The 16,172-nt window shown below is 30.6% G+C and carries 13 protein-coding genes and 2 tRNA genes; 3 read left to right on the top strand and 12 right to left on the bottom strand.

The window, feature by feature from the left end; all coding sequences use genetic code 11:
• Window positions 1–991 precede the first annotated feature (991 nt).
• Window positions 992–2,047, bottom strand: coding sequence for an acyl-CoA desaturase (locus GXK57_RS21160; protein WP_160680015.1), 1,056 nt, complete (start codon window positions 2,045–2,047; stop codon window positions 992–994).
• Between the two features lie 353 nt (window positions 2,048–2,400).
• Here GXK57_RS21160 and GXK57_RS21155 point away from each other — a divergent pair, with 353 nt between their 5' ends.
• Both GXK57_RS21155 and GXK57_RS21150 read left to right on the top strand, forming a co-directional pair.
• Window positions 2,401–3,195 carry a TPM domain-containing protein gene (locus GXK57_RS21155; RefSeq protein WP_160680014.1) on the top strand — a complete coding sequence of 265 codons (795 nt, stop codon included), beginning with the start codon at window positions 2,401–2,403 and terminating at the stop codon, window positions 3,193–3,195.
• A gap of 27 nt (window positions 3,196–3,222) precedes the next feature.
• A complete protein-coding gene (locus tag GXK57_RS21150; protein WP_160680013.1) occupies window positions 3,223–3,789 on the top strand; it encodes a LemA family protein in 567 nt (188 codons plus the stop codon).
• A 240-nt stretch (window positions 3,790–4,029) separates the two neighbouring features.
• Here GXK57_RS21150 and GXK57_RS21145 read toward each other — a convergent pair whose 3' ends face one another.
• The 3 genes from GXK57_RS21145 to GXK57_RS21135 all read right to left on the bottom strand — a co-directional run bounded on the left by GXK57_RS21145 (window position 4,030) and on the right by GXK57_RS21135 (window position 6,953).
• Window positions 4,030–5,535 (bottom strand): DUF4179 domain-containing protein, encoded by a 1,506-nt coding sequence (locus GXK57_RS21145; RefSeq protein WP_160680012.1) that lies wholly within the window; start codon window positions 5,533–5,535, stop codon window positions 4,030–4,032.
• Window positions 5,536–6,099: a sigma-70 family RNA polymerase sigma factor gene (locus GXK57_RS21140; RefSeq protein ID WP_160680011.1), complete on the bottom strand. Its 564-nt coding sequence runs from the start codon at window positions 6,097–6,099 to the stop codon at window positions 5,536–5,538.
• Between the two features lie 362 nt (window positions 6,100–6,461).
• Window positions 6,462–6,953, bottom strand: coding sequence for a GNAT family N-acetyltransferase (locus GXK57_RS21135; RefSeq protein ID WP_160680010.1), 492 nt, complete (start codon window positions 6,951–6,953; stop codon window positions 6,462–6,464).
• A 258-nt stretch (window positions 6,954–7,211) separates the two neighbouring features.
• Between GXK57_RS21135 and GXK57_RS21130 the strand changes: the two genes are divergently transcribed.
• On the top strand, window positions 7,212–7,478 hold the full coding sequence (locus GXK57_RS21130) for a hypothetical protein (protein WP_243156485.1): 267 nt from the start codon (window positions 7,212–7,214) through the stop codon (window positions 7,476–7,478).
• 181 nt (window positions 7,479–7,659) lie between these two features.
• Here the strand turns inward: GXK57_RS21130 and GXK57_RS21125 are convergent, their stop codons facing one another.
• The 8 genes from GXK57_RS21125 to GXK57_RS21090 form a co-directional block, all read right to left on the bottom strand.
• Window positions 7,660–9,519 carry an ABC transporter ATP-binding protein gene (locus tag GXK57_RS21125; protein ID WP_160680009.1) on the bottom strand — a complete coding sequence of 620 codons (1,860 nt, stop codon included), beginning with the start codon at window positions 9,517–9,519 and terminating at the stop codon, window positions 7,660–7,662.
• Window positions 9,516–11,741: an ABC transporter ATP-binding protein gene (locus GXK57_RS21120; RefSeq protein ID WP_160680008.1), complete on the bottom strand. Its 2,226-nt coding sequence runs from the start codon at window positions 11,739–11,741 to the stop codon at window positions 9,516–9,518. Before GXK57_RS21120 ends, GXK57_RS21125 begins: the two co-directional genes overlap by 4 nt.
• Window positions 11,742–11,867: 126 nt before the next feature.
• Window positions 11,868–12,305, bottom strand: coding sequence for a MarR family transcriptional regulator (locus tag GXK57_RS21115; protein ID WP_160680007.1), 438 nt, complete (start codon window positions 12,303–12,305; stop codon window positions 11,868–11,870).
• A gap of 441 nt (window positions 12,306–12,746) precedes the next feature.
• Window positions 12,747–13,766: a hypothetical protein gene (locus tag GXK57_RS21110; RefSeq protein WP_160680006.1), complete on the bottom strand. Its 1,020-nt coding sequence runs from the start codon at window positions 13,764–13,766 to the stop codon at window positions 12,747–12,749.
• Between the two features lie 18 nt (window positions 13,767–13,784).
• Window positions 13,785–14,789, bottom strand: a complete 1,005-nt coding sequence (locus GXK57_RS21105) for a phosphodiester glycosidase family protein (RefSeq protein WP_160680005.1) — start codon at window positions 14,787–14,789, stop codon at window positions 13,785–13,787.
• 252 nt (window positions 14,790–15,041) lie between these two features.
• Entirely contained in the window at window positions 15,042–15,587 is a 546-nt protein-coding gene (locus GXK57_RS21100; protein WP_160680004.1) for a manganese efflux pump, read from the bottom strand.
• 358 nt (window positions 15,588–15,945) lie between these two features.
• Window positions 15,946–16,021, bottom strand: a tRNA-Ala gene (locus GXK57_RS21095).
• Between the two features lie 5 nt (window positions 16,022–16,026).
• Window positions 16,027–16,103: transfer RNA gene (locus GXK57_RS21090), tRNA-Ile, on the bottom strand.
• Window positions 16,104–16,172 lie beyond the last annotated feature (69 nt).

The raw sequence follows: 16,172 nt of genomic DNA, 5'->3' as shown, positions 1-16,172 counted from the left end.
TTAGTTCTTTTCATGCCTTTTTAATAACTTAATAATCTCTAAAATATTTATTTATCTAATTACATAATATATATATAGTTAGCTTATTAAATCTAATATGAATATAACAGAGGTTATAAAAATTGAAAAACTTTTTTAGAATTTTAGTCGTAGTAGTTAATCTTTTTATTTATATATATTTCTTAATATCATTTTATCTTGTAAAAAATGTAGAGCTAGCTCTACCATCAAACATCAGATATATCTATATTCTATTGTGCTTTAGCTTAACTCTTCTTATAGGAAGGAAAGGTTATGATACTGCTGATAGAAATCTTTTGCAACTAGCATTTTTCTTTACATCAATTGCAGATTTCTTTTTAATAATTAAAAATTATTATATTCTTGGCATTTTGTTTTTTATATTAGTTCAAGTAACCTACATAATAAGGCATTCTAGAAAAAGGTGCCCTAATATTAAATATATAAAAACAAGTATTTTAGCATTTGCTGCACTGATAGCTATCTCTATACTATTTAAACCATATTGTATTAATACTTCTCTGTACGTAATAGCATTAGTATATGGTTATTTTCTACTCAACAGCTTGGCTATTGCATGGTCCACACTCTTTAATGAGTTTTATAAAAAAGTAAGTTCCTTTATGATAGCTATTGGTATGTCACTATTCTTTTTATGTGATATAAATGTTGGGTTATATCAAATTTTAACTCTATGTTATGAGGTACCTTCATTACAAATAATATACTTTTTAGTATGGTTCTTTTACCTTCCATCACAACTGCTCTTATCCTTGAGTGGTTACAAAGAAAACTTTCTATAACATAAGTAGGTTTTAACTTACAAATGTACTAGTATTATTTTATTGGCTACTGATGCTATTTTATTTCTTGTTTATAATTTGAGCTTATATATCTAACAATTCCAAGCTACATCTACATAAAATCCCTAGTGAATTTCAATGGAAGCTCACTAGGGATTATTATATATCTATATAGACTTCAACTTTTTAAACTTTATATTATTTATATCTAAACCATTACCTAAAGAATCGTATGCAGTATTTTTGCGTGGATCTAGGAATTCTGTTTCTTTATAATATATTCTTGGTGTTTTCCAAAGTGTTACAAGAGCTTTCATAAGAGACATATGAAGATATCTTTCTGGCCAATGCTCTAGTATCTTTGCCTTGATAAGCGGATAATGCTTAGGATTAATACCTGGAAACATGTGATGCTCTACGTGATAAGAAAAATTAAAGTTAAGAACATCTATGAATTTTGGAACTGTTACTGAAAGACTGTTAGCTAAAGGATCGTTTATAGGTACCAATGGATTCAATCTATGATTAGTAGATATATAAGCCATTACTATAAAGTTACCTATCAACAGTGGTATCAAGTACATAAATATCCAATTGTTAAATCCAACATAGAATAAAAGTCCAAACCAAACAGCCCAAGGAATAAGCATTTCTAACCACACCACTAGTTTTTTAGACTTAAACTCATTTATATACATGAAGAACATCCTCATTGTATGCATTGAAAATGTAAAGCTTAATGATAAAAAACTTACAAAGGCTCTAAACCCAAGAGGTAGTCTATATACCCATCTAACAATCTTTGGACTCTTCACCAATTGTTCTAAACTTATCCACGCATCCGGATCCTTTTCTTCATCTTGAGTGTGAGCATGGTGTGTGGTGTTATGCCACTTTATCCATAATCTTGAGCTTACACTTAAGGGTCCAAAGGCTATTCCTCCAAGAAGATTTCTAAGCCATGGTGTCCTTACCACAGTTCCATGAAGTATTTCATGGCCTAAAAGCCCCATTGAAGCAAAACTAAATCCTAACACTAAAGAAAAGATTAATTTTTCAACTAAGTTCATATCAAACTTATACATTGCCACAATACAAGCTACAATAACAATTATATATGCTAATCCTCCAAGCAATCTCTGTGGAGCTGGCTTTCGTATATCATTGGGTAATTCTTTTGATAATGCCTTTACATACCAAGCAATGTCATGAAACTCTCTCATTTAATTACATCCTCCCTGAAACCTGCTTAATATACTACTTTAGAGCAGAGCATAAATTTATACTCTCGTTACATCAAAACGTAGATGTATAGCAGTTTCTAAAAAATAATATTTTGATTATCAAAGTATTTTATGTACATATGATATCAATAATCATTATTCATTGTCAACTATTATTTAATAATAGTTGCTTATTATAATTTTATTATAACCATGGACTTATAACTTCTTACATTTATACATAATATATAATTATCAAAGTATTTAAGATAATATTATCTATAATAAATTATTTTAAAGTAATTTATTAGGGTCCATGCAATGGTATTAAACAAACATAAAAGGAGCGTTTTATGAAAGGATATTATAAAATTATCTTTGTACTACTACTTTTATCAACATTAATATCTGGAGTCTCTCCAGGAAGCATACCACCCAAACCTACATCAGAAATATTTTTTCAGGACTATGCCAAGATGTTTTCTAAGGAGACAAAAAATTATATTCTATCAACTTCTGATGAAATACGAAATAAAACTACTGCTGAAGTGGCTGTAGTCACAATCGATTCTTTAAACGGAAACACTATTGAGGAATATGCAAATAATCTTTTTAGAAAATGGGGTATAGGAAATAAAGAAAAGAATAATGGTGTACTAATATTAATATCAAAAAATGATAGAAAGTTTAGAATTGAGGTAGGTTATGGTTTAGAGGGAATTTTACCAGATGGAAAAACAGGCTCTTATCTGAGAGAAATGTCTAGTTATTTTAAGTCCAATGAATATGACAAAGGAATAGCTACCACCTATAAAAGAATAATAGGAGACATTGGACAAGAATATAATATAGATACCACTAATTATACTAAAGGCGTTCCTGATAAAATTGCTGATGATTCTACAAATAACAATGGTTCATCAAACCTTTCTTCTAGCAATGGTGAGAGTATATTAAAAACCATAATTGTGATTGTGTTTTTATTAGTATTCTTCTCTAAATTGAGAGGACGAGGTGGAAGAGGCGGAGGTGGATACTTCTATGGTGGCGGAGGCTTTAATGATAGCGGTTTCGGTGGAGGTTCTGGAGGTTCAGATAGCTTTGGCGGAGGTGACTCAGGTGGCGGAGGTTCATCAGGTGGTTGGTAAAAAATATGTTTGGAGGTTAATTAGTTAATGAATAAAAAAGTACTTTTATCTATATTAGTTGTTTTAGCTTTAATTATTTCTATATTAATTGGTACATATGTAGGTACCTATAACAAATTAGTTGCTAAAGATCAAAATGTTAATTCTAAACTTAGCCAAATAGACAATCAGCTTCAAAGAAGAAATGACTTGATTCCTAATCTGGTAGAAACAGTTAAAGGATATACAAAACATGAGGAACAAGTTTTTAAAGATCTAGCTGACGCTAGAAGCAGACTTGCAAATTCAGCTTCTGTTCAAGATAGAGCTAATGCTGACGCGCAGATCACCACTGCTCTGAGAGGTCTTAATGTTATAGTAGAAAACTATCCTAACCTTAAGGCAAATGAAAATTACTTAAGACTACAAGATGAGTTAGCTGGTACAGAAAACCGAATAGCTGTATCAAGAAAAGATTATAATGATTCTGTTCAAGACTTTAACAGCTATAAAAAGACGTTTTTTGTAAATATGTTCTTTGGTAACAAGTATCAGGATAAACAATACTTTAAAGCTGCTGCAGGAGCAGAGAAGGTTCCGTCTGTAAAATTCTAATTAGCATAATACTGGATAGGACTCCATAATTATAGTAAACTTCTATAATAACTTGCATCATAAATATTATTAAAAAGCCACGCATAGTTAGGAAATCATTTTCCCTATATGCATGGCTCTTATATTATAGTCTTTTACCTTTTCAAACATTTTCTATTAATAAACCATAATTCACTATAAATTAATTTCATATGACAATAATAGTAGACTTCTCTTCATTTCCAAGGAAATATATAATTATTAATTGACGAAATTAATAGTTTTTGCATTTTTCATATCTAGCCTATAAAGGCCATCATACTGAGGAGTTGCTAGGTAATATTCATCATTAGCATTTTCAAAGGTATATTCATTTCCTTCTTTAGAGTAATGTCTTGTGATATCTACATTATGCTGATGTTCTATCGTCTCTAAAACGCTATCCAAGTACATCTTGTCCTTATCTTTTCCTTCAACCATACTATTATATCTTTTGTACTTTTCCATATCTTTAACTAAAAACATATTACTTCTACGATATATGTCGAGTCCATCAAATTTTATGCTAACTATAGTATTTCTACCATTTTTATAAATATCATTTATAGTCACACCACAATCTTTGCCTTGAGATATATACTGCCCTTTCTTTATATCCTTTAACTTAATATACTTATAGCTTTCAAACCCTATATTCAGTTGTTCTTTTTTTTGTATAACAGGTACTATAGTAAGTGATTTCGGAACTTCTTTTAAAGAAGTGAATCTGCTATATCTTTTTACTAATGCATCTTTGTCATTATATAAACTCTGAACTCTTTCCCCTAGACTAAAAATTTCTTCTCCTTTGTCAGTAATAAATACATAGCTAAAGCCAAGATTGGTAAACTTGCCATCAATAAACTTTTGAAAGCTGTCTTTAGGAGCTAATATAGTATTTTCTATTGTTGTTCCGAGGGGAGAAAATGTAATTGCATTAAGATCAAACTTCACCTTATCATTAACATTCAATTGTCCTAAATTCTCGTATCGCTTTGTTCTATCTACTAATTCACTTTTATTCACTTGAAATTTAAACTCCCAATTACCACTGACCTTTCCAATCTTGTCTATTGATAGATGTATATTTGAAGTGTCTGCTATCCTAGTATTTTTTATATCTACTCTTGTAACTATTGTATTATTATCTGCATTATTAAAGTCATAACCTATTTCTGTATCATATGTCTTATACGTATTTTTGATTCCCTGGGACTTAAAAACTTCCTTATCTAATTCAATATTTACATTATTAATCGCTAGTTGTTTTATATTAATGTCATTTTCATTATTCACTAGACTCTCTCTGTTCTCTCCTTGAACCTTATAGGCTAAGTACAAATAGCTACCATCATATAAAACAGAATCTAATTGCACGTTTATTTTCTTATCTATGGAACTTAAAGTCATATTATTTGCATATTTGCTATATTCCTCATTGCTTATTGTAGATCTATTTTGTAGATAGCTTATAAAACTTCCAACTATAGGTATACCTTTTGCAAATACAGTGCTAGTTATAGTCCCAAAAGAGATTAATGCAAGTGCAAACACAGCTACTTTACCAAACCTCTTTATATTATAAAACTTGCTTTTTTCAGTACTAACATTCTTCTTAAAATTATGACGCATTCTCCTTTCTAGACCTTTAGGAACCTCTATATTACTATTCTCATATTCATCTATATCAATCTCTATATCACCGAATAAGTCATACATGTCTTTCATTTATATTACCTCCCCTAAAATAAAATTTAATTTCTCCTTTAGTGCTTTCCTACCTCTGCTTAGGTGAGTATTTACATTACTCTTGGTAATACCAAGATCCTTTGATATTTTTTCAGCTGAATACCCTAAAAAGTACTTTTTTACAAATATACTTCGGTCTGGTTCTTTCATCGTATCTATTAATTCGAATAACTTATCCTTATATTCCTTAACTAGAACCTCTTCTTCCACACTACCTTTGACAATTAAGTCTATATCAGCAATATTGTGCATATTTTCAAACTTTAGCTTCTTTCGACTATAATCAATAGCCTTATATTTTGCAATAACACAAATCCAACTTTTAAATCTGCTCTCATCCCCTAAAAATTTGTGTGAATTATTCCATATGGATAAAAACACGTCACTTAAGCACTCCTCCATTTGTCCTTCATCCTTGTATTGTCCTAATACAGAGTAGATAACCTTATATAATAACTTACTATATTTATTTATTACTATATCCATTGCCTTTTCGTTCTTTTGCTTTAATTCAGCTATATAGTTAATGTTTTCAAAATCCATAGCTTCCTCCATTTATCTAAATTGAAGATCTTCAATTTATAAAACGTATACTATTCTATAAAATTACAAAATTATTAATATATTTTTACTTTCAGTATGGACAACAAAAATGCCAAATAACAAAGTTTATCACTAATGTACATTTAAACAATCTAATACCTGATACTAACATTCTGTATTAAAAACATAGCTATAGCAACGAAAAAATCACTAAATATCTAATATTTAGTGATTTCTGATATACTTGTTCTTTATTACACTTTATAAATTTTTAATTTCATTTTCTGTTTCTAGTCAACAAAAAACAACTATTACTACTATAGTTTAGCAATTAATTATGGAATTATTTTAATTAAATACATTTAATCCAAAAGAAGTCTCGCCATATTATATTCGTCACAATAAACGCCATTTCTCAGTGCAGTCATCTTAGCTATGCCCTCTATATCGAAGCCAAACTTTTTATATAAATTAATGGCACGTTCGTTTTCGATAAATACTGATAACTCTAGTCTCTTTAGCTTAAGATTATTGTCTGCTATATCCATGACAGTAGACATTAGTTTGGAACCTATCCCCATACCATGATAGTTACTATTAACTATAATAGTTAGATAACCAACATGGCTTTTTCTAGGATTCTTGTGAACTCCTAAAATTATAAGCCCAACTACCTTATCTTCAGCCTCTGCAACTATCCAAAGGTCCTGTCCTTTATTTAAAAACTTATTCTTTATACCATCCTTAGGCTCATTTTGATATGATAAAATATTTTCCATAACCTTTGGCATTTGCCTTATATTATATAGCTCTTCACAATCCTCTAAGGAAGCTTGTCTTATATTTATATCCATTAAATTATCCCCTTTATATATCTTTCCCCATTAATTGTATATTATCATTATTAATCATCTTTATCTTCAAGTCAATAATACAGCCTATACTAACAGGCTTTAAGCTTTATTACTGTTAAAGTATTCATATTGGTCAATAACTTATCCAACTAATATATCTGTTACCATTTTTTTAATATTGTATTTTGAAGAAAAAAATATTACAATTATAGAATTAATACACATATTTTTTAATAAAAAGGAGTTATAAAATACATAATGGAAAACAATTTTTATTCTAAAGACGAAATGATGTTTGACAAGAACTCACAACCAATGACACTAGGTAACTGGGTAGTAACTATGATTTTATTAGCTATTCCAATAGTGAATCTAGTCTTATTATTTGTTTGGGGATTCGGAACTAATGTTAATAAAAGCAAGAAAACTTACTGCCAGGCTACTCTAATATTCTCAGCAATAATAATTGTACTGACAATAGTTGTGTCTCTAGCTTTTGCTGGACAAGTTGCAAAAACAATCTAATTAGTATTAATAGAAAAAAGATTCACTGGAGCTAAATTCTTCAGTGAATCTTTTTGTGTATCTGATTTTTTAAATTAATATGTGAAAAACTTAGCAGCAAAAATAGTTACTTTTTTTATATACCTAATATCATAATTCATGTGTACATATTCCAGCTGAAGAATTAAGTTTTATTTTTATATTAGCTAATCTGCTGACTTTCAAATTGGCTATTATAAAGATTAGCGTAGAAACCGCCCTTTGCAAGAAGTTGTTCATGACTACCTTGCTCAACTATATCCCCATGATTCATGACTAAAATTAAATCAGCATCACGAATTGTTGATAAACGATGAGCTATTATGAAACTGGTTCTATTCTTCATAAGGTTATTCATAGCTTTTTGAATTTGCACTTCTGTACGGGTATCTACAGAACTTGTTGCTTCATCTAGTATTAATATGCTAGGATCAGCAAGTATTGCTCTAGCAATAGTAAGAAGCTGTTTCTGACCTTGAGATATATTAGAGGCTTCTTCATTTAGTACCATATTATATCCATCAGGCAATGTGTGAACGAAGCTATCTACATGGGCAGCTTTTGCTGCAGCTATAACTTCTTCATCAGTAGCATCTAATCTTCCATATCTTATATTTTCCATTATAGATGTATTGTAAAGCCAAGTATCTTGTAGAACCATACCAAACATGCCTCTTAGATCACCACGAGTAAAGTTCCTTATATCATGACCATCAACTAATATTGCTCCTTCATTAACATCATAAAATCTCATAAGAAGCTTAATCATAGTAGTTTTACCTGCACCTGTTGGTCCAACTATAGCAACTTTTTGACCAGGTTTTACTGAAGCTGAGAAGTCATTAATTATAGTCTTATCTGCATTGTATCCAAAGTGAACATGATTAAAATCAACTCTTCCATTAACCTTTTCAAGTTTAACTGGATTTTCTACTTCTGCTACCTCTTCTTCAACTTCTAAGAACTCAAAAACTCTTTCTGAAGAAGCCGCGGTCTGTTGAAGTATATTGGAAATATTAGCAAGCTGAGTTATAGGTTGAGTAAATGAACGAACATATTGGATAAAAGCTTGAATATCTCCAACAGATATTGTCTTCTTAGCAGCAAGATATCCACCTAATATTGAAATTGCAACATACCCCAGGTTACCTACAAATCCCATTATAGGCATCATAAGTCCTGATAAAAATTGTGACTTCCAGGCAGATTTGTAGAGTGTATCATTTAATCCTTGGAACTTTTCTACACTTCTATCCTCACCATTAAAAGCTTTCATAACCAAATGGCCACCATACATCTCTTCTATATGTCCATTAACATGACCTAAATAGTCTTGTTGCTCTTTAAAATACTTTTGAGAGTTTTTAACTATTATCATTATAAATATCATAGATACTGGTATTATACATAATGCTACAAGGGTCATAAGCCAATTTATACTAAACATCATTGCTAGCACACCAATTACGCTAGTTACAGATGTAATTATTTGCGTCAAACTCTGATTTAATGTCTGACTTATAGTATCGACATCATTAGTAACACGAGATAAAACTTCCCCATGGTTAGTACCATCAAAATACTTCAAAGGTATGCGATTGATTTTTTCAGAAATATCTCTTCTTAATCTGTATGTCACCTTCATAGTAACCCCAGACATTACCCATCCTTGTATATAACTAAATAACGCACTTATAACATACAGTGCTGCAAGGGTAATTATAATATTGCCAATATAATTAAAATCTACACTTCCGGAACCTGTCATCTTAGCCATGATTCCCTCAAATAGCTTTGTTGTTGCTTTACCCAATATCTTAGGACCAACTATAGTAAATATAGTGCTAGCTATTGCAAATATCATTACAATCAGTATTGATAACTTAAACTCACTTAAATACTTAACTAGCTTTCCCATTGTTCCCTTAAAATCACGTGCCTTCTCTCCACCATGCATCATTGGACCACCTGGACCTCCAGGACCTCTTTTATTTCCACTTGGTCTTTTATTATGCTCACTCATGCTAATTCCTCCTTTGAAAGCTGTGATGAAGCTATTTCTTGGTAGGTCTCACAACTCTTTATAAGTTCTTTATGCGTACCAACTCCAACAATCTTCCCTTCATCAAGAACTATTATTTGTTCAGCATTCATGATAGTTGATATACGTTGTGCCACCAATAGTACTGTACTTGAACCAGTATTCTTCTTAAGCGCTCTTCTAAGAGCTGAATCTGTCTTGAAATCAAGTGCTGAGAAGCTATCATCAAATATATAAATTTCTGGTCTTTTAACAAGTGCTCTTGCAATAGAAAGTCTCTGTTTCTGTCCACCAGATACATTTGTACCACCTTGAGATATAGGAGTTTCAAATCCCTCTGGCTTATCATCTATAAACTCAAATGCTTGAGCAATTTCTGCAGCTCTTCTTATATTTTCTTCTGATGAGTTTTCATCGGCATACTTTAAATTTGATTCTATAGTACCACTAAATAGTGCACCTTTTTGAGGTACATATCCAATTTTATCACGAAGCTCTTTTTGAGGAACTTCTCTTATGTCTACTCCATCTATAAGTATTTGACCATCAGTAACATCATAAAAACGTGGAACAAGATTAATAAGCGTTGTTTTACCTGCACCAGTGGAACCTATTATTGCTGTTGTTTGTCCAGGTAGTGCTTTAAAGTTTAAATTTTTAATTACGTCTTCTTCTGCACCAGGATATCTAAAGGATACATTTTTGAATTCAATAGTTCCTTGAATCTGTTCTTCAAAATGCTTAGAATCCTTTTTATCAACTATTACAGGTTGAACTGTTAAGACCTCAGCTACACGATCAGCCGCAACTGATGCTCTTGGTATCAATATGAACATCATGGATAACATCAAGAATGAAAATATTATTTGCATAGCATATTGCATAAAGGCCATCATATCACCAACCTGCATTGACGACTCAGCTACTTGATGTGCTCCAACCCATACAATTAATAAAGTTATACCATTCATAATAAGCATCATTATAGGCATCATAGATACCATAACACGATTTACAAAAAGGTTTGTTCCAGTTAAATCCTTATTAGCTTTGTCAAAACGTTGTTCTTCAAATCTTTGAGTACTGAATGCCCTTATTACCATCATTCCTGAAAGATTTTCTCTTGTAACTAGATTAAGTCTATCTATTAGTTTTTGTATTGCTTTAAACTTTGGCAATGCTATAGAAAATACAATAAGGATTAAACCTAATAAAGCTATAACGGCTACAGCTATAATCCATGACATCGAATGGCTCTTTTGCAATGCCCTAAGTATACCACCTACACCCATTATTGGAGCATAAAATACCATTCTCACACTCATGTTTATAACCATTTGTATCTGTGTAATATCATTAGTAGTTCTTGTTATAAGTGAAGCTGTTGAGAACTTATCAAACTCTGTATTAGAGAAACTTTCAACCTTGGTAAATACATCTCTACGTAAATTTCTTGAAAGGCCTGCTGCGATCCTTGCTCCTAAAAAGCCAACAAGAATAGTACAAACTGCTCCAATCAGGGAGATTCCTAACATTGTGACGCCAGTTCTTTTTATATAGCTACTTTGAAGTTTATCAGTATTTACCCCTAATGCTTTATATTCATCCTTTATAGGAGCTACAGCCGCCTGAACAATCATATTATCGCCTAATTCTTCAAACTTTTTGTTTGCCTGCTCACTTACTTTGGTACGTTGCTCTTCTGGAAGCTTTCCAAGTAAAGCAAAAAGATCAGTGTTTGCAGGAATCTCTTGACCATTAAAGTTTACTTTTCCATTCTTTGCTTCACTCTTCATCTTATCTATACCAGAAACAGTTAGAAATGCCTTACCTAGTATAGGATTCAAATCTTCAATCTCTGACTTATTGATATCTTTTAATACATATATTGATTCCTTTTCTAATTTAGGATAGTCTTTAGCATACTTATCATAATCTGAGCTATCCTTATTAATCAAAGTGTAGTTATCCATTACCTCTTTCTTATCATTTTCATTCATGAACAACGTTAACTTGTTCATCTTACTTTGTGTTATTGCATTTGGCACCGCATTTTCAATACCATTCTGTTGTATACCTTTGTTTACGATATTTGACATATAATCTGGCAGAGCCAAATCAGTCATTGCCTGTACAAATAATAATGCTATTGCAACTATTAATGGTAAAATAAATGGCTTTGCATATTTAGCTAATTTAACCATCTAAGCATTCACTCCTTCTCCGTAATATAGTAAATTATTTTTTATATGTAATTTATATTTAATAAAATTTATTTTCTCCAACTAGCTAAATATTTATAGCTTAGCGATACAAGTCCTTATTAGTTATTATGGATTATATTTCATCACTTTAATCAGAGTCTCTAATCCCTTTAATATAGTATTAATTTCTTCTTCAGTAGCATCACTCACCATCTGTTCGAATCTTCTTTCCAGTTGCTCAAAATTGTCTCTAAAGTTTTTTAAGAACTCTTCTGTAACAGCTACATTAACAATTCTTTTATCATCCTTGCTTCTTTTTCTTTCTACCAATCCTTGCTTCTCTAATCTATCTATTATTCCAGAAACCGTGCTATTAGATAGCCCTAATTTTTCGCTTAAATCACTTACCTTCATCTCGCCAGAATGGCACAAAACGCCAATAAGCATTCCTTGAGAATGCGTAAGCCCCATTGCTTCAAAATTATTGCCGGTATTCTTTTTCATTAACTTTCCAATATCTTTAAGCTTCCTAATTACGATTACTCCACTATTCGTTTCTTCCATTAAATTATCACCTTCTATATAAATTTCGCATACAAATGTTTTTTATAGAAATATTTCGCATCGAAACATTTCTTATGCAAAATATATTCTACTCCTGTTATATTTAAGAGTCAATATGTTTTTTACAAAGATAACCTTTTCACTTATTATCTTCTTTAATTTTTTTATATATTAAAATAACTTTCTGATGATAAAATAGCTATGCCCTATTACAATTCAAGTATCTATATATTTATAAAAATAAAAGTCATGCAAAAAAGAGAATATCCTACTTTTTATGCATGACTTTTATCTTAATAAAGAACTACTATAGCCTTCATAGTAGACACTTATTTTTTTATTATTGTGCTATACGGGTTTTATGTCCTTAAATTTATATATTTAATGAATGGAGAAGTACGCAATCTTTATTACTTACTTCTTATATATCTCAGCATAACCTTATGGAATACTATTAATAATAACTTCATTATCAAGAATAGATAAAACATCAGACTTATTCATAGATAAATAAGCTCCTTTGTATCTAATCTCCTTATCTCCTACAACAGATTTAATAACTTTATCTGCTTTATTATTCTCAAGTATCTTTCCATCTCTAGTTATAATAATATCATCCTTCTTCACATCGCTTTTAATTTGTACTTTTGTCCAAGTATCTATTCCCTCATTTATAAGCCCATAATATACACTTTTTATGAACTCACCTTGCTGTATTCCTACAAATACCTTATCAGAATCATCAACCCCTAATAACACTTGCTGCCCATTATCTCTAAATAGTATGCTTTTATTTATATAGCTTATATAAAGTCTACTTACATTTTCACCTTTGTACATAAGCTTGTCCTCATGAGGTATTACAGATAAGCTTTCTATACTCTTACATTGAATATTTACATCCTCCAATATACCTTGTGCTACATTTAGCTTTAGTATTTCACTCTTACCAGAACTTTTAACATGAATAAAAACTAAATTCTTAAAAGTGGAGTTGACTATACTATCAATTTTCTCACTTTCGTTTTTTAATTTTAAAGTTGTTACTAACTTCTTTTCTCCTGTCGCTAAATCATATATGTATATATCATAATTAGACGTTTGAGCTGTATTATTTATAAATAATATTTTATCATCGTATAGCCATTTATAGATAGTAGGCTTTGAATCAGATACTACCTTTAGCTCCTTCTTTTCTAAATCAATATACTTTAATTGATTATCTTTTATATATGAAACATATTTATTACTATCCGAAGCTTTAATATCTTCTGCTTTTTCTTCAATTATGTTCTTCTTTTCCACAGGTTTTACTGGAATCTCTACCTTCTTAGCCTGAACAGTTTTATCCTCATCGCTGAATCCAGCCAGATATCTATAATTTATAAATGCCAATATAGATGTTTGTAAAATTATAGCTATCAGTACGTAAACTGAAATTGTAATAACTCTTTTTTTCATTAATTTATTTACCTCTTTCTACTTAATTAAGAATGCAGTAGGTATAAATCTAACACCATCAGAACTTGAAGGATCATTTAAAATTTTACCATCCCAATATATGGTAGATGAAGATCCTCCATCTAAATTAGCAGCATTGTAAGCTTGATACTTAAGCATAATATCTTGTACATCCTTTAATGTAGCTCCAGGTTCAGTCAATTTCCTACCTTCTGTTACAAGCATTAATACTGTACCATCTTTTCTTTGACCAATAACAGTTCTAGGAGACATCCCCCAACCACCATTACCAGATTTTATTGTGGTTTTACCATTTACTATCAAGAATGGTTCAAAAGAAACTGCCGCCTTTAAATTTAACTTACTTATTTCCTCTAAGGAGTAATTTCCTATAACCAAAACTCCTTGCTTATTAAATCCAACAATTGAATAGCTATCACTCTGAGTTTTAAATAATATATTTCCATCCTTTACAACTATGCTAGTAGGAGTCCCCCCATTTCCTTGTCCATCTTTATCTTCGAAGCCTCCAGCATTTATACCACCTATCGCACCATTCTCTTTAGCCATATCATCCAACTTTAAACCAAACTTATTTAAATTACTAGTAACCCCAAGTTCTATGCGATTAGGATCTTTAACAATTAACAAATATCCCTTATATCTGCTCTCATCTATATTTACAACCTCAACACCTTCTGTTCTTGACTTGGTTTCATCAGTATTTACAACAGAATCTGTTTGTGCAGATACAGCTATAGATATATCTGCAATCTCAGACTTTTCACTATTATCTATTTTACTCTTATTGATTATTTTATCTATTTCATCTTTACTTAAGAACCATGTAGCTATATATTGATGACTAAGTGTTCTCATTGCAGAAGTTACTAACATGTCTCTAATATTACCAAAAGGTCCATAATACACCATAGGTACTGAATAAATAATACCTACTATACTATTACATATAAAAAAAATGCAAAATCCAATAAATATCTTCTTTATTTTATTATTCTTCATACTATCGTAATTCCTCTTAATTACCTTTCTTTAAATATTATATATATATTCTATAGGCTTGCCTATAGAAAATGTTATCATAATTATTACAATAATGTACATGTTTTGATATTAAATCCATAAGTCATTTTATAAGACTATATAACTCAAAAATATTAGTTAAACAAAAATAGCTAAAACAATGGTTTTAGCTATTTTATCTATATCTATTTCGTAATTCTATGCGTAACCAAACATTTAGATATGATTAATTTATTCTATTAATTGAAGCAATCCCATTAATATCATTATCGCTCCAGATACTATGGTAGCCTTCCTACCAATTTTAAGCTTACTAAAAAACTTTGTTCCATAATCAGATAGTATGAAGATAATCATACTTATTATGAAGTATGGAAATGCAATCATAAAAGATGAATGTCCTATCAAACTTGAACTTATAGAACTGCCAACATCATCAAGTGCTAGCACTATTCCAATTGATATTGCCTCCTTATAATTTATAGAATTAATTTCTATATCACTGCTATCTTTACCTTTGAATGATTTGTATATCATCTTAATTCCCATAAAGATTAATATTGCCATACTTACAATTGAACAAACAGTATCACTTAAAAAACTAGATAGTATATCTCCTAAAAAAGCAGCTAAATAGGAAACAAAAAAGGCTAAAAATGATATAATTATATTTTTCTTAATACCAATCTTTATTCTACCTACACTATATGCAACACCTATTCCTATATTATCAATACTGTTAATAAAGGCTATCACAAATAAATAGATCCAACTCATAACTTTATCCTCCTGTCTCTGTAAGTACCTATACTAAAGACCTTGCTTTTAATACTAATGTATATATACTGGAGGGTAACAATTTTATTTTTTCTGCTAAAGTACCATATTGAAATTTAGTCGTCAGTCATCAAATGCTTTTATGAACTGAAGCAAATAATTAATATGATTTTACCATACAACTTAATTTCAACAATATTCTTAAACAAAGCCTACTTTTTGTATGTTTCATAATATTATATTCAAGTAAATCCATATAGTTCTCACAAAATGTCTAAATAAGTCAAAAGTGTTATATTACATGCGAAATATTTTGGCAAAACAAAAAAACCATGAACTAAATGTTCATGGTTCAATTTGGTGGAGATAAAGAGATTCGAACTCTTGACCCCCTGCGTGCAAGGCAGGTGCTCTCCCAACTGAGCTATACCCCCAAATATGGTGGACCTTCAGGGACTCGAACCCCGGACCTACCGGTTATGAGCCGGTTGCTCTAACCAACTGAGCTAAAGATCCTTACTAACCTGGCAACCACTTACTCTCCCACACAGTCGCCCATGCAGTACCATCAGCCGTCTAAGTCTT

The sequence above is a fragment of the Clostridium sp. C8-1-8 genome (assembly GCF_009928445.1).
Taxonomy (GTDB): domain Bacteria; phylum Bacillota; class Clostridia; order Clostridiales; family Clostridiaceae; genus Clostridium_AR.
This window is presented reverse-complemented; position numbering and strand designations above follow the sequence as displayed.

Bases quoted from the DNA above. Each gene is read 5' to 3' on its own strand.
- GXK57_RS21115 (WP_160680007.1), bottom strand. From the start codon at position 12,305: ATGGAAGAAACGAATAGTGGAGTAATCGTAATTAGGAAGCTTAAAGAT.
- GXK57_RS21135 (WP_160680010.1), bottom strand. From the start codon at position 6,953: ATGGATATAAATATAAGACAAGCTTCCTTAGAGGATTGTGAAGAGCTA.
- GXK57_RS21155 (WP_160680014.1), top strand. From the start codon at position 2,401: ATGAAAGGATATTATAAAATTATCTTTGTACTACTACTTTTATCAACA.
- GXK57_RS21160 (WP_160680015.1), bottom strand. From the start codon at position 2,047: ATGAGAGAGTTTCATGACATTGCTTGGTATGTAAAGGCATTATCAAAA.
- GXK57_RS21110 (WP_160680006.1), bottom strand. From the start codon at position 13,766: ATGAAAAAAAGAGTTATTACAATTTCAGTTTACGTACTGATAGCTATA.
- GXK57_RS21130 (WP_243156485.1), top strand. From the start codon at position 7,212: ATGGAAAACAATTTTTATTCTAAAGACGAAATGATGTTTGACAAGAAC.
- GXK57_RS21100 (WP_160680004.1), bottom strand. From the start codon at position 15,587: ATGAGTTGGATCTATTTATTTGTGATAGCCTTTATTAACAGTATTGAT.
- GXK57_RS21150 (WP_160680013.1), top strand. From the start codon at position 3,223: ATGAATAAAAAAGTACTTTTATCTATATTAGTTGTTTTAGCTTTAATT.
- GXK57_RS21125 (WP_160680009.1), bottom strand. From the start codon at position 9,519: ATGAGTGAGCATAATAAAAGACCAAGTGGAAATAAAAGAGGTCCTGGA.
- GXK57_RS21120 (WP_160680008.1), bottom strand. From the start codon at position 11,741: ATGGTTAAATTAGCTAAATATGCAAAGCCATTTATTTTACCATTAATA.
- GXK57_RS21145 (WP_160680012.1), bottom strand. From the start codon at position 5,535: ATGAAAGACATGTATGACTTATTCGGTGATATAGAGATTGATATAGAT.
- GXK57_RS21105 (WP_160680005.1), bottom strand. From the start codon at position 14,789: ATGAAGAATAATAAAATAAAGAAGATATTTATTGGATTTTGCATTTTT.
- GXK57_RS21140 (WP_160680011.1), bottom strand. From the start codon at position 6,099: ATGGATTTTGAAAACATTAACTATATAGCTGAATTAAAGCAAAAGAAC.